General features: G+C 70.3%; 22 protein-coding genes and 2 pseudogenes. 18 read left to right on the top strand and 6 right to left on the bottom strand.

Features of this window, described 5'->3' with window-relative positions; translation table 11 throughout:
• Nucleotides 1-196: 196 nt before the first annotated feature.
• From E1287_RS17870 to E1287_RS17820, 11 genes are all read left to right on the top strand, one after another.
• Nucleotides 197-1,462: a beta-ketoacyl-[acyl-carrier-protein] synthase family protein gene (locus tag E1287_RS17870; protein WP_131966084.1), complete on the top strand. Its 1,266-nt coding sequence runs from the start codon at nucleotides 197-199 to the stop codon at nucleotides 1,460-1,462.
• Nucleotides 1,459-2,664: a ketosynthase chain-length factor gene (locus tag E1287_RS17865; protein ID WP_131966083.1), complete on the top strand. Its 1,206-nt coding sequence runs from the start codon at nucleotides 1,459-1,461 to the stop codon at nucleotides 2,662-2,664. The genes E1287_RS17870 and E1287_RS17865 overlap by 4 nt, the downstream gene beginning before the upstream one ends.
• A gap of 97 nt (nucleotides 2,665-2,761) precedes the next feature.
• Nucleotides 2,762-3,847, top strand: coding sequence for a methyltransferase (locus tag E1287_RS17860; protein WP_207934284.1), 1,086 nt, complete (start codon nucleotides 2,762-2,764; stop codon nucleotides 3,845-3,847).
• Between the two features lie 84 nt (nucleotides 3,848-3,931).
• Complete coding sequence (locus E1287_RS17855; protein ID WP_131966082.1) at nucleotides 3,932-4,978, top strand: methyltransferase; 1,047 nt, start codon at nucleotides 3,932-3,934, stop codon at nucleotides 4,976-4,978.
• 47 nt (nucleotides 4,979-5,025) lie between these two features.
• Entirely contained in the window at nucleotides 5,026-5,286 is a 261-nt protein-coding gene (locus tag E1287_RS17850) for an acyl carrier protein (RefSeq protein ID WP_207934283.1), read from the top strand.
• Entirely contained in the window at nucleotides 5,286-6,245 is a 960-nt protein-coding gene (locus E1287_RS45690; protein ID WP_131966081.1) for an aromatase/cyclase, read from the top strand. Before E1287_RS17850 ends, E1287_RS45690 begins: the two co-directional genes overlap by 1 nt.
• Nucleotides 6,242-7,174, top strand: coding sequence for an MBL fold metallo-hydrolase (locus E1287_RS17840; protein ID WP_243719146.1), 933 nt, complete (start codon nucleotides 6,242-6,244; stop codon nucleotides 7,172-7,174). Before E1287_RS45690 ends, E1287_RS17840 begins: the two co-directional genes overlap by 4 nt.
• Nucleotides 7,175-7,220: 46 nt before the next feature.
• A complete protein-coding gene (locus E1287_RS17835) occupies nucleotides 7,221-7,703 on the top strand; it encodes a nuclear transport factor 2 family protein (protein WP_131966079.1) in 483 nt (160 codons plus the stop codon).
• 56 nt (nucleotides 7,704-7,759) lie between these two features.
• Nucleotides 7,760-8,212: a nuclear transport factor 2 family protein gene (locus tag E1287_RS17830; RefSeq protein WP_131966078.1), complete on the top strand. Its 453-nt coding sequence runs from the start codon at nucleotides 7,760-7,762 to the stop codon at nucleotides 8,210-8,212.
• A 44-nt stretch (nucleotides 8,213-8,256) separates the two neighbouring features.
• Entirely contained in the window at nucleotides 8,257-9,675 is a 1,419-nt protein-coding gene (locus tag E1287_RS17825; RefSeq protein WP_243719145.1) for an FAD-binding oxidoreductase, read from the top strand.
• A 443-nt stretch (nucleotides 9,676-10,118) separates the two neighbouring features.
• Nucleotides 10,119-10,991, top strand: a complete 873-nt coding sequence (locus tag E1287_RS17820; protein WP_131966077.1) for a BTAD domain-containing putative transcriptional regulator — start codon at nucleotides 10,119-10,121, stop codon at nucleotides 10,989-10,991.
• Between the two features lie 214 nt (nucleotides 10,992-11,205).
• On the opposite strand, the gene fabG is transcribed toward E1287_RS17820, so the two are convergent.
• On the bottom strand, nucleotides 11,206-11,991 hold the full coding sequence (gene fabG / locus E1287_RS17815) for a 3-oxoacyl-ACP reductase FabG (protein WP_131966076.1): 786 nt from the start codon (nucleotides 11,989-11,991) through the stop codon (nucleotides 11,206-11,208).
• A gap of 273 nt (nucleotides 11,992-12,264) precedes the next feature.
• Between fabG and E1287_RS17810 the strand changes: the two genes are divergently transcribed.
• The 4 genes from E1287_RS17810 to E1287_RS17795 are packed head-to-tail and all read left to right on the top strand — an operon-like array spanning nucleotide 12,265 to nucleotide 16,998.
• Complete coding sequence (locus tag E1287_RS17810) at nucleotides 12,265-13,299, top strand: methyltransferase (protein WP_131966075.1); 1,035 nt, start codon at nucleotides 12,265-12,267, stop codon at nucleotides 13,297-13,299.
• Between the two features lie 38 nt (nucleotides 13,300-13,337).
• The gene (accA, locus tag E1287_RS17805; protein ID WP_131966074.1) at nucleotides 13,338-15,107 is read left to right on the top strand and encodes an acetyl-CoA carboxylase carboxyl transferase subunit alpha; all 1,770 of its coding nucleotides are present in this window, start codon (nucleotides 13,338-13,340) and stop codon (nucleotides 15,105-15,107) included.
• Entirely contained in the window at nucleotides 15,104-15,628 is a 525-nt protein-coding gene (locus E1287_RS17800; RefSeq protein ID WP_165969061.1) for a biotin/lipoyl-containing protein, read from the top strand. Before accA ends, E1287_RS17800 begins: the two co-directional genes overlap by 4 nt.
• 2 nt (nucleotides 15,629-15,630) lie before the next feature.
• Nucleotides 15,631-16,998 carry an acetyl-CoA carboxylase biotin carboxylase subunit gene (locus E1287_RS17795; protein WP_131966072.1) on the top strand — a complete coding sequence of 456 codons (1,368 nt, stop codon included), beginning with the start codon at nucleotides 15,631-15,633 and terminating at the stop codon, nucleotides 16,996-16,998.
• 3 nt (nucleotides 16,999-17,001) lie between these two features.
• On the opposite strand, the gene E1287_RS17790 is transcribed toward E1287_RS17795, so the two are convergent.
• From E1287_RS17790 to E1287_RS46355, 5 genes and pseudogenes are all read right to left on the bottom strand, one after another.
• Complete coding sequence (locus E1287_RS17790; protein ID WP_131966071.1) at nucleotides 17,002-17,685, bottom strand: response regulator transcription factor; 684 nt, start codon at nucleotides 17,683-17,685, stop codon at nucleotides 17,002-17,004.
• Between the two features lie 36 nt (nucleotides 17,686-17,721).
• The gene (locus E1287_RS17785; protein WP_131966070.1) at nucleotides 17,722-18,906 is read right to left on the bottom strand and encodes a sensor histidine kinase; all 1,185 of its coding nucleotides are present in this window, start codon (nucleotides 18,904-18,906) and stop codon (nucleotides 17,722-17,724) included.
• A 24-nt stretch (nucleotides 18,907-18,930) separates the two neighbouring features.
• Complete coding sequence (locus E1287_RS17780) at nucleotides 18,931-21,144, bottom strand: MMPL family transporter (protein WP_131966069.1); 2,214 nt, start codon at nucleotides 21,142-21,144, stop codon at nucleotides 18,931-18,933.
• Nucleotides 21,145-21,270: 126 nt separating this feature from the next.
• Nucleotides 21,271-21,708 (bottom strand): annotated as a pseudogene (locus tag E1287_RS45685) (MarR family transcriptional regulator); the annotation flags it as partial.
• A 123-nt stretch (nucleotides 21,709-21,831) separates the two neighbouring features.
• Nucleotides 21,832-22,029 (bottom strand): annotated as a pseudogene (locus tag E1287_RS46355) (helix-turn-helix domain-containing protein); the annotation flags it as partial.
• A gap of 237 nt (nucleotides 22,030-22,266) precedes the next feature.
• Between E1287_RS46355 and E1287_RS17770 the strand changes: the two are divergent.
• The 3 genes from E1287_RS17770 to E1287_RS17760 are packed head-to-tail and all read left to right on the top strand — an operon-like array spanning nucleotide 22,267 to nucleotide 24,689.
• Nucleotides 22,267-22,929 (top strand): DUF4097 family beta strand repeat-containing protein, encoded by a 663-nt coding sequence (locus tag E1287_RS17770; RefSeq protein ID WP_131966067.1) that lies wholly within the window; start codon nucleotides 22,267-22,269, stop codon nucleotides 22,927-22,929.
• 12 nt (nucleotides 22,930-22,941) lie between these two features.
• Complete coding sequence (locus tag E1287_RS17765) at nucleotides 22,942-23,919, top strand: ATP-binding cassette domain-containing protein (RefSeq protein WP_131966066.1); 978 nt, start codon at nucleotides 22,942-22,944, stop codon at nucleotides 23,917-23,919.
• Nucleotides 23,916-24,689 carry an ABC transporter permease gene (locus tag E1287_RS17760; RefSeq protein ID WP_131966065.1) on the top strand — a complete coding sequence of 258 codons (774 nt, stop codon included), beginning with the start codon at nucleotides 23,916-23,918 and terminating at the stop codon, nucleotides 24,687-24,689. The genes E1287_RS17765 and E1287_RS17760 overlap by 4 nt, the downstream gene beginning before the upstream one ends.
• Nucleotides 24,690-25,056: the final 367 nt, after the last annotated feature.

The raw sequence follows: 25,056 nt of genomic DNA, 5'->3' as shown, positions 1-25,056 counted from the left end.
CGCGGCGACTGTTCGCTCGTACAGGCGCTATACCGTTCTCCGGGTGCGGCGAACTGACCGCACAGCCCGCCGATGAAGGGCGTGCGCCCCCTCCGGGACTGAGCGCGAGTCTCGTTCAAGGGCCTCTCAAGCCCGCTGTTGAAGTATTGCCTTCGATAGAGCGGCGACTGGCTCGACAGACCCTAGGGGAGACGTTGTGCAACGGGCTGTAGTGATCACTGGTATCGATGTGATCGCGCCAGGGGGTGCGGGGAGGAAGGAATTCTGGAATCTGCTCACCGCGGGGCGCACTGCGACCAGGCACATTTCCTTTTTCGACGCAAGCCCTTTTCGTTCGCGCATAGCCGGCGAATGTGATTTCAATCCCGTCGCCGAGGGCCTGCAGCCGCGCGAGATCCGGCGCATGGACCGGGCGACGCAGTTCGCCGTGACGTGCGCCAAGGGGTCGCTCGCCGACAGCGGGCTCGACCTGGACGGCATCGATCCCGGCCGCGTGGGAGTGAGCCTGGGAAGCGCGGTCGGGGCGACCACCAGCATCGAGCGCGAGTACCTCGTGCTGTCCGACAGCGGGCGCGAGTGGTTCATGGACGAGCGGCACCTCTCGCCGCACATGTACGACTATATGGTGCCCAGCGCGGCGGCCGCGGAGGTCGCGTGGCGGACCGGCGCGGAGGGCCCGGTCTCGCTGGTCGCGACCGGCTGCACGGCCGGGCTGGACGCGGTCGGACGCGCCTACGAGAAGATCATGGACGGCGACGCCGACGTGATGTTCGCCGGCGCCACCGACGCTCCCGTCTCGCCGATCGTGGTCGCCTGCTTCGACGCGATCAAGGCGACGACGCCGCGCAACGACGACCCGGAGCACGCGTCCCGCCCCTTCGACGGGACGCGGAACGGGTTCGTCCTGGCCGAGGGCGCCGCGATGATGGTGCTGGAGGAGCGCGAGCACGCCCAGGCGCGCGGCGCGCGGATCTACGCCGAGGTCGCGGCCCACGCCACCCGCTGCAACGCCTACCACATGACGGGCCTGCGGCCGGACGGCCGCGAGATGGCCGAGGCGATCCGGCACGCGCTGGCGGACGCCCGGTGCGCGCCCGAGTCCATCGACTACGTCAACGCGCACGGTTCTGGAACGCGGCAGAACGACCGCCACGAGACCGCCGCCTTCAAGGACGCGCTCGGCGAGCACGCGTACCGGGTCCCGGTCAGCTCGATCAAATCGATGGTCGGCCATTCGCTGGGCGCCATCGGCTCGATCGAGGTGGCCGCGTGCGCGCTGGCGATCGACAACAACGTGGTGCCGCCGACGGCGAACCTGCACGAGCCCGACCCCGAATGCGACCTGGACTACGTCCCCAACGAGGCGCGCGAGCTCCGGGTGAACAACGTCCTTTCGGTCGGGAGCGGTTTCGGCGGATTCCAGAGCGCCGTCGTGCTGCGGGCCCCCGGGGTCGCGGCATGAGCACTGCCCCCATCGTGACCGGAATCGGGATCATGGCGGGGGACGGCGCCGGTGTGGAGACGCACTGGAAAGCCGTTCTCGACGGCCGCACCTGGATCCGTCCGATCCAGCGGTACGACGCGTCCCGCTACAGCGCGCGATTGGCCGGTCAGATCGTCGGCTTCGACGTCTCGAAGCATCTGCCGAGCCGTCTCATCCCGCAGACGGACAGGGTGACGCAGCTGGCGCTCGTAGCGGGCGACGAAGCGCTGGCGGACGCCGGAGTCACCGATCGCGATTACGACGACTTCGAGATGGGCGTCGTCACGTCCAACGCCTCGGCCGGCTGGGAGTTCACGCACCACGAGTTCAAGAAACTGTGGACGCAGGGACCATCCCAGGTCAGCGTGTACGAGTCGTTCGCCTGGTTCTACGCGGCGAACACCGGACAGATATCCATCCGCAACGGCATGCGCGCCGCCAGCGGGGTCCTGGTGGCCGACCAGGCGGGCGGCCTCGACGCGATCGGCCAGGCCCGCCGCAACCTGCGCCGCGGCGCCAAGCTGATGGTGACCGGCGGCCTCGACTCGGCGTTCGATCCGTGGGGGTGGCTCTCGCACGTCTCCGGCGGCGAAGTGAGCACCGCCGAGGACGTCTCGGACGCCTACCTGCCCTTCGACGCCGCCGCCCGCGGCTACGTGCCCGGCGAGGGCGGCGCGATGCTGGTGCTCGAACACGACGACCCGGAGCGTCCGCCCGCCGCCCGGTACGGACGGGTGGCCGGGCACGCCTCGACGTTCGATCCGCCGCCGGGCAGCGGGCGTCCGTCCAACCTGGCGCGGGCGATCCGGCTCGCGCTCGCCGACGCCGGGGTCGAGCCCGGCCAGGTGGACGTCGTGTTCGCCGACGGCGCGGGCGTCCCCGAGAAGGACCGGAGCGAGGCGGACGGCATCGCGGAGGTCTTCGGCCCGAGGGGCGTCCCCGTCACCGTGCCCAAGTCGGGGGTCGGACGGCTGCTCGCCGGCGGCGGTCCGCTGGACGTGGTCACCGCGCTGCTGAGCATCCGCGACGGCGTGATCCCGCCGACTCCGCACACCCGGACCGTCCCGGACGAGTACGCCGTCGACGTGGTCGTGGAACCGCGGGAGGCGAAGATCGGCGTCGCGCTCGTGCTGGCGCGCGGCCGCGGCGGCTTCAATTCGGCATTGGTGGTCACCGCCTAATCGACCGGTCACCGCCCATTCGACGGGTCACTGCCTATTCGACCGGTCACTGCCATTCGGTACCAGCGACGAATCAGACAGGAAATGGAGGACCATCATGACTGACCAGGCAACGAGCACCATTCCCAGCGGCGTCCAGGAGCAGGCCGCGATGAGCGCCAGGGCGGAGCTGCACAGCGACTCGCTGTTCAGCGAGATGATCTGGCTGCTCAGCGGCATGCCGCTCGCCGCCATGCTCCAGGCGATCGCCGAGATCGGCGTCGCCGACGAGCTGGTGGACGGCCCGCTCTCCGTGGACGAGCTGGCGGAGCGCACCGGAAGCGACCCGGACGCCCTCTACCGCATGCTCCGCGCCGTGGCGACCAGGGGCGTCTTCACCGAGACGTCGCACCGCACGTTCGCCCTCACCCAGCTCGCGCAGATCCTGCGGTCCGACCTGCCGAACTCGCTGCGCGACGCCTTCCGGATGCACGGCCAGAAGTGCATGCGGGACACCTTCGCGGAGGTCGGGCACACGCTGCGCACCGGCACACCGGCGTTCGAGTACGCGAACGGCATGCCGCTGTTCCAGTACTTCGCGCACCGTCCGGAGACCAAGGACCTGTTCGAGAGCTTCACGGGGACCGCGGCCCGGCGCATGCAGCACGCCGCGCTGGAGGGCTACGACCTGACCGGGGTGCGCAAGCTGGTCGACATCGGGGAGATGCACGGGCGCCTGCTGGCGACCATTCTGAGCCAGTACCCGGAGATGCGGGGCGTGTACGTCGACCAGCCGTTCATCGTCCCGCGCGCGGAGCAGGTGCTCGGCGAGGCCGGGGTCGCCGACAGGGCGGAGCTGGTCGGCGCGAACTACCTGGAGTCGGAACTGCCGGCCGACGCCGACGTGTACCTGCTCCCGCAGGTCCTCCACCGGATCGGCGACGAGGAGGCGATCACCCTGCTGAAGAGCATCCGGCAGGTGATGCCGCCGACCGGCCGGGTGCTGATCATCGACCCGGTGCTGCCGGAGGGCGACGTCCCGCATCTGAACAAGGTCCTGGACGCCACCATGCTCCTGCTCGGCCCGATCAGGGACCGGACGGAGGCCGAGCTCAACCGGCTCTTCGAGAAGGCCGGGCTGCGGCAGGACTCCGTGCACGGCCGCGCGCTGCCGTCGGCCGTGGTCGTCGCGACGCCGGCCTGATCCCCCAGACGCCACCGACCTGGCGCGGAAGGTGGTCGGCGAAGGTCGGATTCGCCGATCCCCCTGCAGCGGAAGGGATCGAACATGCCCGAGAAAACAGCGAGCAGCACGGTCGGGTCCGATGGCGAGGACGCCGTGCTGAGCAAGATGTGGGACTTCCACAGCGGTCTGCGCATGGGCTTCATGCTCTCCGCGATCGCGGAGATCGGCATCGCCGACGAGCTGGTGGACGGCCCGCTTTCCGTGGACGAACTGGCGCAGCGCACCGGAAGCGACCCGAACGGCCTGTACCGGGTCCTGCGGGCGATGGCGAGCAAGGGCGTCTTCACCGAGACGTCCCGCCGCACTTTCGGGCTCACCCCGCTGGCGGAGATCCTGCGGTCCGACACGTCGAATTCGCTCCGCGATGTGTTCCGCCTGCAGGGCAAGCCGTTCATGCGGAACGCCTACGCGGAGATCGGCTACTCCATTCGCACCGGAAAGCCCGCGTTCGACCATGTGAACGGCGAGGAGCTGTTCACCTACCTGTCCCGGCACCCGGAAATGAACGAACTGTTCAGCGGTGCGATGGGGAACGCGGCCGGGCAGACGCAGCAGGCCGCCATCGAGGCCTACGACCTCACCGGGGCGCGCAAGCTGGTCGACATCGGCGGCGCGCACGGGCATCTGCTCGCGTCGATCCTGGCCAAGTACCCCGACATGAAGGGCGTGGTGTTCGACCAGCCCCATGTGGTGCCCGGCGCCGAGCAGGTGCTCCGGGACGCGGGGGTCCTCGACCGGGCCGAGCTCGTCGGCGGCGACTACCGGCGGTCGGTGCCCGCGGGCGGGGACGTCTACACGATCTCGCACGTCCTTCACCAGCTGGGCGACGACGACGTGATCACCGTGCTGACGAACATCCGCCGCGTCATGTCCCCGTCCGGCCGGGTCCTGGTGATCGACCCGCTGCTCCCGGAGGGCGACGCGCCGCATCCCGGGAAGTTCATGGACATCACGATGATGGCGCTGAGCGAGGGCCGGGACCGCACGGAAGAGGAATTCATCGAGGTCTTCGAAAAGGCCGGGCTGCGGCTGAGCGAAACGGTCGGTCTGGCGTCGCCGTCGAGCGTCGTCGTGGCCGTGCCGTCCTGACGCCGGCGCACCGGCATTTGTCCCAGCAGAGAGAAACAGGGGAGATCATGAGCGACCGAATGAAATACGGCGATCTGCGGTCGATTCTCGTCGAGGCCGCCGGCTCGGTGCAGCAGCTGGACGACGGGCAGGAGATCATCGACGCCGACCTGTACGACCTCGGTTACGACTCGCTCGCGCTGATGGAGATGGCGGCGCGCATCAAGGAGCGGTTCGACGTCGACATCCCGGACGAAGAGGTGACCGATCTGCGCACCCTTCGCCACATCCTCGACCGGGTGAACTCCTCGACCGGGGCGACCGCCTGATGGAAACGGCATCGTCGGAGATTCACGCCCGTCACGAGACCGTCGTGGACGCGGCGCCGTCGACGGTCTACGAACTCATCACGGACGTCTCGCTGTGGCCGGTGATCTTCCGTCCCACGATCCACACGCGGGTGCTGGAGCGCTCGGCGGAGGGCGACCGCTTCCACATCTGGGCGACCGTGTCCGACGGCGAGGTGAACACCTGGCGGTCCCGCCGCGAGTTCGACGCGGCCGGCCTGCGGGTCACGTTCAGGCAGGACCACGACAACCCGCTGTTCGGCCTGATGGGCGGCGGCTGGACCTTCCACCCGCTCGACGGCGGCCGGACGAGGGTGGTGCTCGAGCACCGCTTCAACCCGCCGCCTGACCAGGCCGGGGCGCGCGAGCGGATCGCCCGGGAGCTGGACCACAACGGGTCGGTGGAGCTGGAGGCGCTGCGGACGGTCGCGGCCCTGCCCGGCGGTGCGGGCGCCTGGCTGCGGACGTTCAGCGAGTCGATCGAACTGGCCGGACCGGCGGAGGCCGCCCGCGACTTCGTCTGGGACGCGGGCCGCTGGCCGGAGCGGCTGCCCCACGTCGCCGGCCTCGACCTGGTGAAGGGGACGGGCGGCACGCAGGACATGACCATGCGGACGCGCGCGCCGGACGGTTCGACCCACACCACCCGGTCGATCCGGGTGCCGATGCCGGACGGCTCGATCGTCTACAAGCAGACCCGGCCACCGCGGATGCTGCTCGGGCACAGCGGATGCTGGGCGTTCCACACCGACCAGTCGGGGTCGCGGATCCGCTCCACGCACACGTTCCTGATGGACCCCGCCGGGGTGGCGGACGTGTACGGCCCGTCCGTCAAGCCGGACGAGGCGGCGGACCGCATCCGCGCCGCGCTGTCGGCCAACAGCAGGGTCACGATGGAGCACGCGTCCCGCCACGCCGCGTCGATCAGCGCGCCCCGGTGAGCACCGCCGCGCTCCGGGCCCCTCTCGGCCGGCTCCACGAGGTGGCGGACGGCGTCCACGCGTTCCTCCAGCCGCCGGGCGGCTGGTGCCTCAGCAACGCCGGCGCGATCGTCGGGCCCGACGGGCCGGTCCTGGTGGACACGGCCGCGACCAGGTCGCGCGCCGAGGGGCTGCGGGCGGCGGCCGAGGGGCTCGGGCGGGGCACCGTGCGGACCGTGATCAACACCCACAGCCACGGCGACCACGTCTTCGGGAACTGCGTCTTCGATCCGTCCGCCACGATCATCGCGCATGAGCTGACCGGGCCGGAGATGGAGGCGGTCGGCATGGGGCTGCAGACGCTGTGGCCGGACGTCGAGTGGGGCGAGCTGACCCTGCGGCCCCCGACGGTCACGTTCGCGCGGAGCATGACGCTGCTGCTCGGCGACCGGCCCGTCGAGCTGCACCACGTCGGCCCGGCGCACAGCACCGGCGACATCGTGGTGTGGGTGCCGGACGCGCGGGTGCTCTTCACCGGCGACGTGGCGCTCCCCGGCTGCACCCCGTTCTGCCTGATGGGTTCCGTCCGCGGCTCCCTCGCGGCGCTGGACCGGCTCCGCGCCTTCGGGGCGGAGACCGTGGTCGGCGGGCACGGCCGGATCAGCGGGCCCGAGGTCTTCGACGAGACGGAGCGCTACCTGCGGCGGATCCTCTACCTGGCCCGCGAGGGCGTCGCCGCGGGGATCTCGCCGCTCCAGACCGCCCGCGCCCACGGGCTCGGCGACTTCGGCGACCTGATCGACCCGGAGCGGCTGGTCGGGAACCTGCACCGGGCTTATCTGGAGATCGAGCGCCCGGAACTGCCGCTCGGTGCGGAGATCGATGTGCCCGGCGTGTTCGGAGAAATGGTCGAGTTCAACGGCGGCCGCCTGCCGGCCTGCCTGGCGTAGCCGGGAAACGACGGGCCGGAACCCAGGGTCCGAGGAAGGGGAAACGATGATGCCGGTCGACTCCCGGCAGGAGCGCACGGTGTCCCCGGCGAGGTATTACGAGCTGAGACGGTTCTACCTGGATCAGCTGGACGCCCGCGACCGGGGCCGCACCCAGGAATGGCTGGACGTCTTCGACGACGACGCGACGATGACGACCAAGGTGCTCGGTCACGGTTCGCCGGTGAAGAAGGCGGACTTCGAGCCCGCGGTCTGGAAACTGGACGCCTCGTTCCACGAGAAGGGCATCCAGCGCAGGCACTGCGTGCACGGTTTCACCTTCACCGCCCACGGCGCTCTGATCCACGCGAGGTTCTACGGGCTTTTCCTGGTCATCGACGCCGAGCGCGGCGCCTGCCTGCAGTCGGCCGCGATGATCCATGACGTGCTGCGCAGGTCCGGGACGACCTGGCGGGTCATATCCCGCGAGATAGAACGCGACGACCTCGGCCGGCTGAACGCCGGGACGCCGAGCCTGCCGGTCGGCTGAGAACACATCGGTTGAGAACACAGATGAGAGAACTCGGATGAGAGAAGGAGTCAGTCATGGGGAAAACGGTCACCTCCGCGGGCTCGGCCGTGCCGGCCGAGGTCTACAGCCGTGTCGACCAGTTCTATGCGATGCAGATGCAGGCGCTGGATGACGGCGATATCGCCGTTTGGGCCGAGACCTTCACCGCCGACGGGGTCTTCGAGTCCAATGGCCTGCCGGACCCGGTCAAGGGCAGGGAGGAGTTGACGGAACTGGGCGAGAAGACGGTGGCGCGGCTCAACGACCAGGGCGCCATCCGCCGCCATTTCGTGTTCAACGTCATTGTCGAGCCGTCGTCGGACGAAGTTCTGCGCACGACGTGCTACGTCCCGGTCTTCGACACCATCGACGGCGTGACGAACCTCACCACGAGCACCGTCATGCGCGACGAACTGGTCAGTTCGGACGGCGGCCTGCTGGTGCGGCACCGCACCGTCACGCGCGACGACCTCCTGGCGAAGTCGTGACGGGCACGACTTCCTTTCAGACGCTGGCGGCACGCTTGGACGGCGTGGCGCTGCGTCCCGGGGACGCCGGCTACGAGGATGCCCGGAGCGGCGTCCAGCGCGCGTACCTGCACGAGCCGTCGGTGGCGGTGCGGGCCGGCGGGGCGGAGGACGTGCGGCTCGCGGTCCGGTACGCCGCCGAACACGGCCACGCCGTCGCGGTGCAGGCCACGGGACACGGCCTGAACGCGCCCACCGAGGGCGGAGTGCTGATCGACACGGCGCCGATGGCCGGCGTCCGCGTGGATCCGGCGTCCCGCACGGCGTGGGCGGCGGCGGGGACGCGGTGGGAGCAGGTGATCGCCGCCGCGGCCGAGCACGGGCTGGCGCCGCTGAGCGGCTCGTCCCCCGACGTCGGCGTGGTCGGCTACACCGTCAACGGCGGGCTCGGGCTGCTGAGCCGGACGTTCGGTTTCGCGGCGGACCACGTGCGCCGGGTGGACCTGGTCACCGCCGACGGCGAGTTCCGTTCCGTGACGCCGGACGACGATGACGGCCTCTTCTGGGCCCTGCGCGGCGCCGGCGGGAACTTCGGCGTCGTCACCGGGCTGGAGTTCGACCTGTTCCCGGTCGCCCGGTTCTACGGCGGCGGTCTGTACTTCGACACCGAGCTGATCCCGGCCGTCCTGGAGACCTACCGGGAGTGGACCGGGACCGTCCCGGACCGGATGTCCTCCAGCATCGGGCTGATCCCGCTACCGGACGTGCCCGCCGTGCCTGCGCCGCTGCGCGGGCGGCACGTCGCGCACGTCCGCATCGCCTATGCCGGGACGGTCGAGAGCGGCGAGGAGCTGGTCGCTCCGCTGCGGGCGCTGGGACCGCGCCTGGTCGAGAACGTCGGCGAGATGCCCTACACCGCATCGGGAACGATCCACAACGAACCGAAGCAGCCGCGCAATTTCTACTGCGCGAACGCGATGATGAGCAAGTTCGACGCGTCGGTTCCGGGCGCCGTGCTCGACCTGGTCGGGCCCGGCGCCGAGGTGTTCGCGGTGGTGCAGTTCAACCACCTCGGTGCGGCGCTGGCGCAGCCGCCCGCGATACCGAACGCCGTGGACCACCGGGACGCGTCCCACGTGCTGCGCGTCGTGACGCTCCCCCAGGGGCCTGACCGTGATGTGGCGCACGAGACCGCGCAGACCGTGACGCAGGCCGTGGCCCCCTGGGCGCTCGGCCGCTCGCCGAGCTTCCTGCAAGGCGAGCGGGACGCCGGCGCACAAGCCCGGGAGTACTACACGCCGGCCACCTTCGACAGGCTGGCCGCGCTCAAGGCCGTTCACGATCCCGAGAACATGTTCCGCTGCAACCTCAACGTCCCTCCCGCGAAGGGCGAAGCCGCCTCTCCGGCGAAGGGCGAAGGAGTCGCTCCGGGGAAGGACGAAGACGTCTCTCCGAGTCGACCGGGTAAAAGTATTGTTATGTGAAATCCATCGGTGGATCTGATGATATGGTCGTGACTGAGGGCTATTGATCGAAACGGGGGTTTCGAGAATCTCAAGGCAAGATCTTCAGCGTTGACGGGGATTGCGGCTAAGGGGGACGGCGCCGCTATGGCGCCCCTCTCCGCCGCGCCGACGCATCTGGCCGACCGTGGCCCCGCGCGGCCACCCAACGGGGGCCGACCGTCCCCCCATCTCCACCAGCGAACGGTTGCACAACAGCGCGAAAACAGTGATCAAGAACCGGGGGAATCAGGTCCTGATGCGAACTTTTGGAACAACTCTGTCCAGGTGAGCTCCTGACGTCGAGCCGGCCTTCGCCGCACCGCGGCGGCGGCCTGCTCACCTTTCTCCGTTCTACGAATCGAGGAGGCTGCCGTCCTCCGGCAGAAAAGGTTCGATCCCGCACACGAGTTAGGGGAGCATGAATGGACATCCGAATTCTGGGACCGCTGGCGGTGACGCATCGCGACCGTACCGCCGTGCCGTCGGCCCGGAAACCGCGACAGGTGCTCTCGGCATTACTGCTGAGCGAAGGCGAGGTGGTGTCGACGGACGCGCTGATCAGCGAGATCTGGGACACCCGGCCGCCGAAAAGCGTGCAGACCACGTTGCAGACCTATGTGATGCAGGTGCGCAAGCACCTTTCCCGGGCGCTCCGGATTCCCGCCGCGGAGATCGCCGGCGAGGTGCTCATCACCCGGAACGGCGGGTACACGCTCGAACTGCGCGGCGCGACCGTCGACCTGTACGAGTACAGGTCGCTGGAGCGGGCCGGGATGACCGCCTTGGAGATGCGGGACGACGAACAGGCGGTCCGCATCTTCGACCAGGCCCTCGCGCTGTGGCGGGGCAGGGCGCTCGCCGACGTCGAGCTCGGCCGCGTGCTGGAGCCCGAGGTCGCCAGGCTCGAACGGTCCCGGCTGACGATCGTGGAGTCCCGCCTCGAAGCGGAGCTGCGGCGCGGTCGGCACCGCGAGTCGCTGAGCGAGCTGACATCGCTGACCGCGCGTTACAGCTACAACGAGAACCTGCACGCCCTTTACATGCTCGCGCTCTACCGTTCCGGCCTTCGGAGCAAGGCGCTGGAGATCTATCGCGAGCTGCGCGCATGGATGATCGAAGAGTTGGGAATCGAGCCGTCTCCACGACTACAGCAGTTACACCATTCCTTGCTCACCGGAGCCCCCGAGCTCGACGAACTGAGCGGCGGTTGGACGGCCAGGGCCAGAGAAGAGGAGACCGACGGCAGGCGCGAATCATCCAGGAGTTTCCAGTCGATCGAATTCGCCGCATGGTAAGTCGGGCCATCGGCGTCCGATGAGCCGGCACTCGTCCGGATGGCCGTAGAGTTTCTCCATATACCGTCGAGTTTCTCTGCATACCGACCTTGAACGCTCCCTTTCTCGCTCCCTCGCAGACATCGAACGGCCATCAGGAACACCGGAGCCCGGCTCCCCAGGGACGACTGCCTTTGCGGGCGCGGCCGCAAAGGCAGTCTTTCTCCCTATGGTGCTAGTAATTGCCGAGCCCACCGCAGACGTTCATCGCCTGGGCGGTCACCACGGCCGCGTCGTCGCTCGCCAGGTAGTCCACCATCGCGGCGACCTCTTCGGGATTGCCGTAGCGGCCCATCGGGATCTTCGTGTTGAACTTGGCGAGCACCTCGTCCTCGGACATCTTCCAGATGTTCGCGTAGGTCTCGCGCACCCGCTGGGCCATCGGGGTCTCGACATATCCGGGGCAGACGGCGTTGACGGTGACACCGGTCTTCGCCAGCTCGAGCCCGAGCGCCTTGGTGAAGCCGACGACGCCGTGTTTCGACGCGGAGTAGGGGGCGCCGAGGACCACGCCCTGCTTGCCGCCGGTGGACGCGAGGTTGATGACCCGTCCGTGGCCCAGGGCGAGCATTCCGCCGTCCGACAGGACGCGCTTGGTCACCAGGAAGACGCTGTTGAGATTGACGTTGATGACGTCGAGCCACAGCTCGTCCGGAATCTCAGCGGTGATGCCGCCGCCGCTGCGTCCGGCATTGTTGACCAGAACCGAGATGGGGCCGAAACGGTCCTTCACCGTCGTCACCAGGTGCTCGATCTGCGCGACGTCGGACACGTCGCAGCCCGTGCCGTCGGCCTGGTGGCCCGCGCTCCGGAGTCCCTCCACCGTTTTCTCGACCGCCGAGAGGTCGCGGCCGCAGATGAAGACCCGGTGGCCGCTGCGGGCCAGGCGCTCCGCCGAGGCGAGCCCGATTCCACTCGTCCCGCCCGTGATCAGCGCGACCCGGCCGTGCTCCTTTGACATCCGTCCTCCGAACGTGTTTGACGATTCCATGAGCCGGCTCGGAACACGTGCGCAATACGGGTTCGCTGAAAAGGAACCGGCGCCATGCCCTTCACTGCGGGCGGGCTCATGACGTCAATCGTCCGGTCGGCCCCTTGAACAATCGTGGAAGGCGTCTCAAGCCGCCTGCTCAAAAGTTTCTCAACCGGTTCTCAAGAGCCGGGCCTCTACCTTGAGCCTGGTAGCCGTCGAACTCGGCCGCTAATTGCCAACTCGTCCTGAACGGAGCGATCGATGACGATTCAAGAAAAGGATATCGCCGATCATGATGCGGTCATCGGTGTGCGCGAGCTCGCCCTCAACGCGGCCGGCGCCTCGGCGCTCCGGGCCGCGGTGCGCCTCGGGATCGCCGAGGAGATCGGCGACCGGCCCGTGCCGACGGAGGAGCTGGCCCGCGCCCTCAAGGTCGACGCGGAGGTACTCGGACGGCTGATGCGCGCGCTCGCGCAGCACGGCGTCTTCACCCCGACGCCCGAGGGGCACGCGCACACCTCCACGTCCCGGCTGCTCAGGGAGGACGACCCCAACAGCCTCAAGCACTACGTCCTGTGGGTCACCGAGCCGTGGACGTGGGAGCTGTGGCCGAACCTCGACGAGGCCGCCCGGAACGGGAGCGGCAAATTCGAGGAGAAGTACGGCGCTGACTTCTTCACGCACCTGCACAAGGTGTGGCCTGAGTCGGCGGAAGTGTTCAACAGGGCGCAGACCGAGCTGAGCCGATTGGCAACGAACGCGGTGGCCGAGGCGCTCGATCTGCGCGGGGTCGGCACGCTCGCGGACGTCGCCGGCGGCCACGGCTTCACCCTGGCGACACTGCTGGAGAAGAACCCGGATCTGCAGGGAATCCTGCTCGACCTGCCGCCCGTCGTCGCCGAGGCCGACAGCCGGCTCCGGGTGGGCGGATCGCTGGCCTCGCGGGCCCGGGTCATCGGCGGAGACTGCCTTCGCGAAATTCCGGTCGAGGCCGATGTCTACCTGTTCAAGAACATTCTCGAATGGGCGGACGAGAAATCCGTGACCGCACTGCGGAACGCCGCCAAGGCGGGCCGGAAGGACAGCCGGATATTCATCATCACCAACATGATCGATGGAAGTCCGGAGATCAAGTTCACCACCGGGACGGACCTGCTGTTCCTGCTGAACTCCGACGGCAGGAAGCACACGACGGAGACCATCACCGCCGTGGTGCGCCGCGCCGGGTTGAAGGTCGTGAACATGCAGCCGGTGAATTCCTACCTGCACCTCCTGGAGGCGGGCCTGCCGAATTGACCGTGCCCCCGCCGCAGGAGACAGGGAGTATCGACGAGATGTCACGCGAGAACGCCGCCTACCCCGCCACCATTCCGGAGACGACGGCTTCAGAGTGGGTGGTGTGCAGCGGCTGCGGTGCGGCGACTTACGGTAAACGCTGGCTGCGGAACTTCAAATGCTGCCTGGAATGCGGCCGCCACGACACCCTGACCGCGATGGAGCGGCTGCGGTTCCTGCTGGATCCGGGTTCGATCGAACTGCTGCGCTTCTCGATCGCCCCGGCCGACCCGCTCGGCTTCTCCGACAGCAAGCCCTACGGCCGCCGGATGGACGACGCCCGGGCCCGCACGGGACTGCCGGAGGCGGTGGTGGGCGCGGCCGGTGAGATCGACGGCAGCCCGGTGGTGGTCGCGTGCATGGACTTCCGGTTCCTCGGCGGCAGCCTCGGCTCGGTCGTCGGCGAGGTCATCACCAGGATCGGGGACGTCGCGCTGGCCCGCCGCACACCGTTGCTGCTGGTCACCACGTCCGGCGGAGCGCGGATGCAGGAGGGCGCGCTGTCGCTGATGCAGATGGCCAAGACCAGCGCCATGCTCGCCCGGCTGGACGAGGCCGGCCTCCTGACGATCTCCCTGATCACCGATCCGACGTTCGGCGGGGTGGCGGCCTCGTTCGCCACGCTGTGCGACGTCACGATCGCCGAGCCGCGCGCCCGGCTGGGATTCGCGGGCCGGAGGGTCATCGAGCAGACCATCAAGGAGACCCTGCCGTCCAACTTCCAGACGGCGGAGTTCCTGCTGGAGCGCGGGTTCATCGATCTCATCGCCCCGCGCGACGGGCTCCGCGCCGAACTGGCGAAGCTGCTGCGATCCGGGCGGCCCGGACGCACCGAACCTCCCCGCAGGCCAGAACCAGTGCGGCTGCGCGCCCACACGAGCGACCCCGACGAGATCGACGGGTTCGTGGTGCGCGACCCGGCGCGGCTGCCCGACGAGGATCCGCACGGCATGGTCCGGCGGGCCCGGCGGATCGAGCGGCCCACCACGCTGGACTACGCCGCCCTGCTGCTGGAGGAGTTCCGGGAGCTGGCGGGCGACCGGGTGTCCGGCGACAGCCCGGCCATCGTGGGCGGCCTCGGACGTCTCCACGGACGCCCCGTCATGCTGATCGGCCACCAGAAGGGGCACGATCCGGCCGAGCTGGCCCGCCGGAACTACGGCATGCCGCTCCCGGCGGGCTACCGCAAGGCGGCCCGGCTGATGCGGCTCGCCGCCAAGCTGCGCGTCCCGGTGGTCACGCTGATCGACACCCCCGGCGCCTATCCCGGCCGGCAGGCCGAGGAGCAGGGGCAGGCCACCGCCATCGCGGAGAACCTCAAGCTGATGGCGCAGCTCCCGGTGCCGGTGATCGCGGTGGTCACCGGGGAGGGCGGCAGCGGCGGCGCGCTCGCCCTCGCCGTGGCCAACCGGGTCCTGATGTGGCAGGACGCGGTCTACTCCGTGATCAGCCCCGAGGGGTGCGCGGCGATCCTGTGGCAGGACCCCGCCGAGGCGGGACGCGCGGCGGCGGCGCTCAAGCTGCGGTCGCGGGATCTGCTGGAGCACGGCGTGGTGGACGGCGTGCTGCTCGAACCGTCCGGCGGGGTCGACGCCGATCCGGTGGAGGCCGCGCGGCGGCTCGGGCTCGCGATCTCGGCGTTCCTGGACGACCTCGACGGGCTGGGCGACGCCAAGCTGCGCGCCGACCGCCACGCGCGTTTCGCGCGCTACGGAAGCGAGTTCGTCACCTCCGCCGATGAGTACGCCCCGGAATGGGAGGCGTCGTGACCACCGTCCACCCCGACTCCGCCACCGCCCCCAACACTGACCCCGGCCCCGGCGAGATCGTCCTGCTGGAGCAGGTGCGGGACGCGGTGGCGACGCTCCTCGCCGAGCTCCCCGGCGCACCGGAACGGCTGCGGATAAGGGCCGGGGACATCGAACTGGAGCTGGACTGGGCCCCGCCGTCTCCCGCTCCTACCGCGCCTGCTCCGGGGCCGCCCCCGTCCGGCCCCGGAGCGAACCCGGCCGAATCCAGCGATGCGGCCGGCACCGGGTCGTCCGCCGGCGCCCGCGTCACCGCGCCGACCGTCGGGACGTTCTACCGCTCCCCCGAACCGGGAGCGGAACCGTTCGTCCAGGTGGGCGACCGGGTGAAGCCCGGTCAGCAGGTGGCGATCCTCGAGGTGATGAAGCTGATGATCCCCGTCGAGGCCGATCTCGACGGGGTGATCACCGAGGTGCTGGCCGAAGACGGGCAGCCCGTCGAGTACGGCCAGGCCCTCTTCGGGATCGACCCGGGGGCCTGAGCGTGTTCGACAAGATCCTCATCGCCAACCGGGGCGAGATCGCGCTGCGGGTGATCCGTGCCTGCCGCGACCTCGGGGTCCGCACCGTCCTGGCGCACTCGGCCCGCGACGCCGACAGCCTCCCGGCCCGGCTGGCCGACGAGACGGTGTGCGTCGGGCCGCCCGCGGCCAAGCGCAGCTACCTCAACGCCGCCGCGATCTTGCAGGCCGCCGTCAGCACGGGCGCGCAAGCCGTCCATCCCGGCTACGGCTTCCTGTCCGAGGACGCCGACTTCGCCGACGCCTGCCGATCCACAGGGATCACCCTCATCGGCCCGCCGGCCGGCGTCATGGCCGTGCTCGGCAGCAAGGTGAGCGCCCGGAGGCTCATGTCGGACGCCGGGCTGCCGCTGTTGCCGGGCGCCACCGAGCCGCTCGACCTGACCGCCGCCACCGAACTCGGCGAGCGCATCGGCTTCCCGCTGCTGATCAAGGCGGCGGCCGGGGGCGGCGGCCGGGGCATGGGCGTGGCGCGGGACGCCGCCACGCTGCCGGACGTCTTCCGCTCCACGCAGGCCGCCGCCGCCACGCTGTTCGGCGATCCCCGGGTCTACGCGGAGCGCTACCTCACCCGCGCCCGTCACGTCGAGGTGCAGGTCCTCGCCGACCGGCACGGGAACGTCCTGCACCTCGGGGAGCGGGACTGCAGCCTGCAGCGCCGCCACCAGAAGCTCGTCGAGGAGTCCCCGGCGCCCGCGCTGCCGGACGGCCTCGTCACCCGGATCCGGGACGCCGCCGTCACGGGCGCGCGCGCCGCCGGCTACGAGGGCGCGGGCACGTTCGAGTTCCTCGTGGAGTGCGCGGGCGAGGCGAGCGAGTTCTACTTCATGGAGGTCAACTGCCGGATCCAGGTCGAGCATCCGGTGACCGAGATGGTCACCGGCGTCGACCTCGTCGCCGAGCAGATCCGCGTCGCGGCGGGCGAGCGGCTGCGCCTGACCCAGCGGGACGTCGTGCTGAACGGGACGGCGATCGAGTGCCGGATCAACGCCGAGGACCCGCGCCGCCAGTTCGCCCCCACCCCTGGGGTCCTCACCGAGCTGAGCCTGCCCGCGGGCCCGTTCATCCGGGTCGACACTCACGCCCACCCCGGATACCTGATCGCCCCGGAGTACGACTCGATGATCGCCAAGATCATTTCCTGGGCGCCCGACCGGGACACCGCGATCGCCCGCATGCGCCGCGCCCTGGGCGAGACGTCGGCGCGCGGCGGCGGCGTCCACACCACGGCCGGGTTCCTCGACGAGCTGATCGACTCTCCCGAGTTCCGCTCGGCGACGCACACCACGGCCCACGTCGACGCCCTCACCGAAGCGCGGGCCGCCACCTGACGGTCAGTACGAGGACGACGGCCGGGGCCGGACGAGCCCGGTCTGGTAGGCGATGACGACCAGCTGCGCGCGGTCGCGGGCCTGCAGCTTCGTCATGGCCCGCTGGACGTGGGTGCGCGCGGTCAGCGGGCTGATGACCAGCTCGCGGGCGATCTCCGCGTTGGACCTGCCCTCGGCCGCCAGGACCATGACCTCGCGTTCCCGTGCGGTGAGGGCGTCCAGCCGCGCGACGTCCTCGGCGGGCGCGTCGTGTTCGGCGGTGGCGAGGAACCGGGTGATCAGCGCGCGGGTGGCCGTGGGCGACAGGAGCGCGTCGCCGGCGGCGATGGTGCGGATGCCGTCGAGCAGCGCGTCCGCGGAGACGTCCTTGCCGAGGAACCCGCTGGCGCCCGCGCGCAGGGCCCTGGCCACGTACTCATCGGTCTCGAACGTCGTGAGGATGAGGACGCGGGTGGCGGACAAACCCGGATCGGCGCAGATGGCGGTCGTGGCGTCGAGGCCGTTGGTGCGGGGCATCCGGATGTCCATGAGGACGAGGGTGGGGTTGTGGGCGCGGGTCAGCGCGAGCGCCTCGTCGCCGTCGGCGGCCTCCCCGACCACCTCCATGTCGGGGTTGGCCTCGATGAGCATCCGGAAGGTCGCGCGCAGCAGCTCCTGGTCGTCGGCGAGGAGGATGCGGATGGTCACGGTCGCTCTCGATCGGAGGTCAGAGCCGGATGGGGGTCAGAGCCGGATCGGCAGTTCGGCGACGACGGTGAACCCGCCTCCGGGGAGGGGGCCGGCGTGGAACCGTCCGCCCGCGGACCGGGCGCGCTCCCGCATGCCGACGATACCGAAGCCGTCGTCCGGGCTCTCGGGGGTCGGCGTCGTGGGCCCGGCGGCGTTGGCGACGGTGATGGTCAGCCGGTCCTCGGCGTAGGCCAGCCGGACGGACGCGTTGCTTGTGGTGGCGTGCTTGGTGACGTTGGTGAGGGCCTCCTGCAGGATGCGGAACGCGGTCAGATCCACGCCGGGCGATAGTTGCCGCTCCTCCCCCTCGACGGTGACGTCGACGTCCAGCCCGGCGGAGGCGAACGCGGCGGTGAGCTCCGGCAGCCGCGCCAGCCCGGGGGTCGGTTCGAGCGGGGAGCTCGTGTCGTCCGGCTGCCGCAGGAGGCCGACGGTGGCCTTGAGCTCGCGCAGCGCGGCGGACGTGGTGCCGGTCAGGTCGGCGAGGATCTTCTGCACCTGATCGTCATGGTGTCCGCGGGCCAGGTAGGCCGCCGCGCCCGCCTGGGCGTTGGCCAGGGACATGTGGTGGGCGACGACGTCGTGCAGTTCGCGGGCGATGCGTGCGCGCTCCTCGGTGACGCGCTGGCGGGCCACCTCCTCGCGGTGCCGCTCGGCGTACTCCGCGCGTGCCGTGACGGCGGCCAGGTAGTCGTGCCGGAGGCGGGTGTACTCGGCCAGCGCGACCGGCAGCAGGAGGAACAGGACGGGGTTCAGGACGGCCAGCGGCCACGGATAGCCGTACTCGTCCCCGACCAGCGCCGACACGGCGACCGCCGCCGTAGACGCCGCGTAGTACACGCGAGTGGTCGTCCCGGGAACGCGTACGGCCAGTTCGTAGAGCGCGACCATGACCGGGGCCAGGAGCACCGGCGTGATGAGGTAGCCGAACCCGCCCGCCGCGCTGGCGCCGACGACCGTGAGCACGACCACGGTGCGGGGATGGCTGCGCCGCCACAGCAGCGCCAGCGCGCCGACCACGGTCAGCGGGACGGCCGACCGCCAGCTCAGCGCGTCGGTGTCGGACAGGTCGCTGTTGAGCATCGCCGGGCCGGACGCGGCGCAGATCATCAAGAGGGTGATCGCCGCGTCGACGATGCCGGGGTGGTCCTTGGCGTAGTGGCGCCAGCTGATCGTCATGGCACGCTCCGGGGCGTCGCGGCGTCATCCCGTCCGTCGACCGGCGGTCGGCACCACGGTACCTACGGGGGCAGCGATACCGTGGTGCCGACGAGTGAGGGCCTCGCCTTCGAGATCGAGGCGCGGCAGCAGCCGGTCCAGCCAGCGCGGCAGCGTCCACGCCCGCTCACCGAGCAGGGCGAGGAAGGCCGGCACGAGGGCCATGCGGACGACGAAGGCGTCGAAGAGGACGGCGGCGGTCAGGCTGAACCCGATCATCTTGATCATGGCCAGGTCGGCGCCGACGAACCCGGCGAACACCGCCATCATGATCAGCGCGGCGGCGACCACGACCCGGGCGCTGTGCCGGAAGCCGGTGACGACCGCGTCGCCCGCGGACTCGCCGTGGGTGTGCGCCTCCCGCATCCGGGAGACCAGGAACACCTCGTAGTCCATGGCCAGCCCGAAGATGATGCCCACCAGCACGATCGGCATCATGCTGATGATCGGGCCGGTCTGCTGGAGGCCGATCAGGTCGGCGGCCCAGCCCCACTGGAAGACGGCGACGACCGCGCCGAGCGAGGCGAGCACGGACAGCAGGAAGCCGAACACGGCCTTGAGCGGCACGAGCAGCGAACGGAAGATCACCAGAAGGAGCAGGAAGGCCAGGCCGAGCACGACCCCGAGATACGGGATGAGGGCGCCCGGCACCTTCTGCGCGACGTCGATGTCCACCGCCGTGGTCCCGCTGACGAGGAACGCCGCTCCGGTGCCGGCCTGCGTCGCGGACCGTCCGTCCCGGATGTGCTGGACGAGGTCCTTGGTCTTCTCGCTCGTGGGGGCGGTGGACGGCGTCGCGGTGAACAGCGCGGTGTCGCGCGCGGGGTTGAACCGGGGCGGGGACACGGCCACCACTCCCGGCGTCGCGTCGATCCTGCCCGCGATGGTCTTCACGGCCGTCCGCGGATCGCCCGCGCCTCGGGCGTCCACCACGATGGTCAGCGGCCCGTTGAAGCCGGGCCCGAAGCCCTTCGCGAGCGCGTCGTAGGCCCGGCGCTCGGTCGTCTCGGTGGACTTGGCCTCGTCCCCGGGCATGCCCAGCTGCAGGCTCGCCACCGGCACCGCGAGCACCACCAGGCCGGCGACCGAGGCGAGCAGCACGACCACGGGCCGCCGCCGGACGAACCGCGCCCACCGCGTCCCCGCGTTGTCCTTCGTTCCTTCCGAGGGGACCGCCGGACGGCGGACGCGGCGCGCGAGAACGGCGTCCGGAAAGAAGGCCAGCAGCGCGGGGACCAGCGTCAGCGCGATGAGCACGGCGACCACGACCGCCCCTGCGGCGCTCAGCCCCATCCTCGCCGCCGTCGGGATGCCGACCAGCGTGAGCCCGGCCAGCGTGATGACCACGGTCAGCCCGGCGACGACCACCGCCGACCCCGCCGTCCCCACGGCCAGGCCCGCGGCCTCCTGGGCCGGGTGCCCCTTGCCTCGTTCCTCGCGATAGCGGGACACGACGAACAGGGCGTAGTCGATGCCGACCGCGAGCCCGAGCATGATGGCCAGGGTGCTGCTGGTGGTGGACAGCCCGAACGCCTCACCGACGCTGAGGATCGTGAGCATGCTGATGCCGACGCCGAGTATCGCGGTCAGCAGCGGCAGCCCCGCGGCCACCAGCGAACCGAACGTGATCAGCAGCACCAGCGCGGCGAGCATGACGCCGACGACCTCGCTGAGCCCGCCGACCTTGGGCTTGTCGGCCAGCACCGGCCCGCCGACCTCCACCGTCAACCCCGCCGACCGCGCCCGCTCGACGGCGCCGCGCAGGTCCTCCTTGGCGGCCACGGAGAGATCGTTCTTCGACGCCGTGTACTGGACCGTCGCATACGCCGTCGACCCGTCCTTGCTCACCGCCCGCGATTGGAACGGCCCGACCGCCGCGGCGACCTGCTCTCCCCGCGACGCCTCGCTCACCAGCCGCTCGATGACCGCGCGGTTGGCGGCGTCGGTGACGCGCTGCCCCTCGTCCGCGACGAACACGATCCGGGCGGTCGCGTTCTCGGCCCCGCCGGGAAACCGCTGCTCCATGAGGCCCAGCGCGTCACTGGCCTCGATGCCGGGCATGACCCCGGAGTCCTCCGGCAGCTCCGACGCGGTCGTCGACGCGAAGCCCACCCCGCACAGGACGGCCACCCACACCACAACGACCCACCAACGCAGCCGTGCGGCAAGGCGACCTAGGCGGTAGAGAAACAGAGCCACGGGACAGAGGCCTCCACATCGGAATCGGTTGCCCCAACCCTCGCCCGTCCGCCACCTCTCCGTCGTCGTGCACCTGCCGACACCTCACCTACTCAATTCGCAGTACACGGGCTGACGGCGAGCCGTCTACCGGGGGTCGGTAGGTGGTTCTGCGTCGCCGTCTGCCGAGGTGGTTTCGGTGGGGGTGTAGAGGACGTCGCGAGCCTGTTCGGCGGCGCGGATGAGGCTCTCGGTAACGAAGTCGAGGAAGCGGGCGGCGTTCTCGAGGCGGGTGGCCGCCGGGGTGCCGGGACGGAGGACGGCGACGCCCTGGCGCGCGGCCTCGGCGAACTGGTCGTTGGAGCGGGTGCCGCGGACGATCGACTGGTACCACAGGTCGTCGTCGACGACGTAGCGCTCGCGGCGGTGTTCGTCGCGGCGGCGGCGGACGAGCTCCAGGTTCTCCAGGAACGCGATCGCCTTGGAGATGGACGCCGGGCTGACCTGGAGCCGCTGGGCGAGTTCGGACGCGGTGAGGCTGCCCGAGTCGGTGGTGTAGAGGCAGGCCAGCACCCGGGCCATCATCTTGGGCAGGCCCGAGGCCATGAAGACGGTGGTGAGCGTCTCGGCGAACTCGCGCACGGCCTCGGCGTCACGTCCGTAGGGCTGCGCCGTCGCCTGCGTCTCCCGGGGCGCGGCCTGCCCGCGCCGGTGGGCGCGGCGTTCGGTGGCGCGGTGGGCCAGGTCGGCGCGGTAGGCGGTGGGGCCGCCGTTGCGCATCACCTCACGCGTGATCGTCGAGGTCGGACGGTCGAGGCGGCGCGCGATCTCGGCGTAGGGGAGGTTGTCGGCCAGCCCCAGCGCGATCTGCCGGCGGTCCTGCTGGGTGAGCCTGCCTCCGGGCATTCGCGATCTCCTCATCGATCCTTCGTGGCTGTGCGCGACGCGTCCACCATAGCGTTAACCACCAATCCATTGCAACGAGACAACGCTCAACGTTGCATTACTCGCGAGGATCGTTGCAATGATTTCAGTGCCACTACCTGTATAGATGCTGATTCAGTGCAACGTCTGCGTTGCAGGGACTTGGAATGCAACGTAGCGTTTCCAACATCAGAAACAGCGAGCGCAAGGGAGAGCACGATGCAGACCTTCCCCACCCCGGCCCCGATCTCCGCCGTCGTGGACATCCCCGCCGGACGCGTCCAGATCATCGCCGCGGACCGGGCCGACACCGCGGTCGAGGTCCGGCCCGCGAACGCCGCCAAGGGCCGCGACGTGAAGGCGGCGGAGCAGACCGCGGTCGAATACGGCGACGGCGTCCTGCGGATCACGGCGTCGGCCGGGAAGGGGGCCTTCGGGCCGTCCGGAGCCGTCGAGGTGACGGTCAAGCTGCCCGCCGGTTCCCGGGTCGAGGCGACGACGTCCGGCGCCGAGCTCCGGACCGTCGGCCGCCTCGGCGACCTCGCCTTCGAGGGCGGCTACCGCCACATCAAGATCGACGAGGCCGCGGGCGTCCGGCTCACCGCGCTGGACGGCGACGTCGAGATCGGCCGCCTGAACGGCCCCGCGGACATCAGCACCCAGCGGGGCGACATCCAGATCGCCGAGGCCACGGGCGGGACGGTCGTGCTGCGCACCCTGTCCGGCGACATCTCGGTCGCCGCCGCCGCGGGCGTCTCGGCCGCCCTGGACGCCGGCACCTCCTACGGACGCGTCAGCAACGCCCTCAAGAACGACGGCGCCACCGTCCTCGACATCCGCGCCACCACCTCCCACGGCGACATCACCGCCCGCAGCCTCTGAAGGAGCAGAACCATGACGAACCTGGCCATCGCGGCGACCGGGCTGCGCAAGTCCTATCCCGGCAAGGACGGCGACAAGGTCGTGCTCGACGGCATCGACCTGGCCGTCCCCGAAGGAACGATCTTCTCGCTGCTGGGGCCCAACGGCGCGGGCAAGACGACCACCGTCCAGATCCTGTCCACCCTGATCGGCGCGGACGGCGGCCAGGTCCAGGTCGCGGGACACGACCTGACCCGCCAGGCCGACGACGTGCGCGGCGCGATCGGCGTCACCGGGCAGTACTCGGCCGTCGACAAGCTGCTCACCGGCGAGGAGAACCTCCTCCTCATGGCAGACCTCAAGCACCTGCCCCGGCGCGACGGCAAGCGCAAGGCCGCCGAGCTGCTGGAGCGCTTCGACCTGGTCGACGCGGCCCGCAAGCCGGCCGGCGCCTACTCCGGCGGCATGCAGCGGCGGCTCGACCTGGCGATGACGCTGGTCGGCGATCCCCGCCTGATCTTCCTGGACGAGCCCACCACCGGGCTCGACCCGCGCAGCCGCCGCACCATGTGGGGCATCGTCCGCGACCTCGTCGCGGGAGGCACCACCATCTTCCTGACCACCCAGTATCTGGAGGAGGCCGACCAGCTCGCCGACCACATCGCCCTCCTCGACCACGGACGGCTGATCGCCGAAGGCACCGCCGACGAGCTCAAGCGCCTCATCCCCGGCGGGCACGTCTCGCTGCGGTTCACCGGCGACGACGCGCTCGACGCCGCGCTCGCCGCGCTCGGCCGGGGCTTCGTGGACCCGTCCGACGACGACCGGCTCACGCTGCAGGTCCCGTCCGACGGCGGCGTCGCGTCACTGCGCGACCTGCTCGCCCGGCTGGACGCGGCGGGCGTCGAACCGGCCGGCCTCAGCGTCCACACCCCCGACCTCGACGACGTCTTCCTCACCCTCACCGGCCAGAACGAGCTCACCGGCCAGAACACGGAGGCCCTCCGATGAGCACCCTCCCCCTCGCCGCCCGCGACTCGTCCACGATGGTCCGGCGCCAGCTCAAGCGGCTGCTGCGCTACCCGTCCATGACCGTGCAGCTGCTGGTCACGCCCGTCGTCCTCCTGCTCCTGTTCGTCTACGTGTTCGGCGGGGCGCTCGGAGCGGGCATCGGCGGCGGCCGCGACACCTATGTCGACTACGTCGTGCCCGGCATCCTGCTCATGGCCGCGACGATGGCCGCGACGGGAACCGCCGTCATGGTGGCCACCGACATGACCGAGGGCATCATCGCCCGCTTCCGCACCATGCGGATCTCCCGGGCGTCGGTCCTCACCGGCCATGTCGTCGCCAGCGTCGTCCAGCAGCTTCTCGGCATGGCCGCCGTCATCGGCGCCGCCCTGGCGATGGGCTTCCGTCCCAACGCGACCGCCGTCGAATGGCTGGCCGCCACCGGACTGCTCACCCTGTTCGTGGTCGCCGTCACCTGGCTGTCGGTCGCCCTCGGCTTGAAGTCCCCGACGCCCGAGGCGGCGAGCAACGCCCCGATGCCCCTGGTCTTCCTGCCCTTCCTCGGCAGCGGCTTCGTCCCGACCGACTCCATGCCCACCGTCCTGCGCTGGTTCGCCGAGTACCAGCCCTTCACCCCGGTCATGCAGACCGTCCGTGGCCTTCTGCTCGGCACCCCGATCGACGACAACGCCGTCATCGCCATCGCGTGGTGCGCCGGCATCGGCGTCGTGTCCTACCTCTGGGCCAAGCGCACCTACAACAAGTCCTGACCATGAACCGGCCGGACAGGGCCGTCAGACCGATCGGTCTGACGGCCCTTCACGCCGGTCAGCGTCCTGACCAGCGGCCTGCGTTTCTCGTGGAGCTTTCAGAGAGTTCTGATGTCCGCCTCAGGTGAACGCGTGTCGACGATCAACTTACGCGAATACGTGAGGAATGGGACATATCGGGATGGATACCCTGATAGCGTCCTCGGGTCGCGGGAATCTCTGCAATCCACGCTTCCTGGTTGAGGCGTTGTGCCAGCCTAAGACACGAACTGTACCCATCCGAGTACGTATTACTCAGTAGCGTGAACTTCACCGTCGAGGCACTGAGGACGCCGATGCCTGACTACTTCGAACCAGCTGCCGAGGC

It is taken from the genome of Actinomadura sp. KC06 (assembly GCF_004348735.1).
In the GTDB taxonomy this organism is placed as follows: domain Bacteria; phylum Actinomycetota; class Actinomycetes; order Streptosporangiales; family Streptosporangiaceae; genus Spirillospora.
Note: the sequence above shows the minus strand (reverse complement) of the source record. Positions and strands in the feature narration are given on the sequence as shown.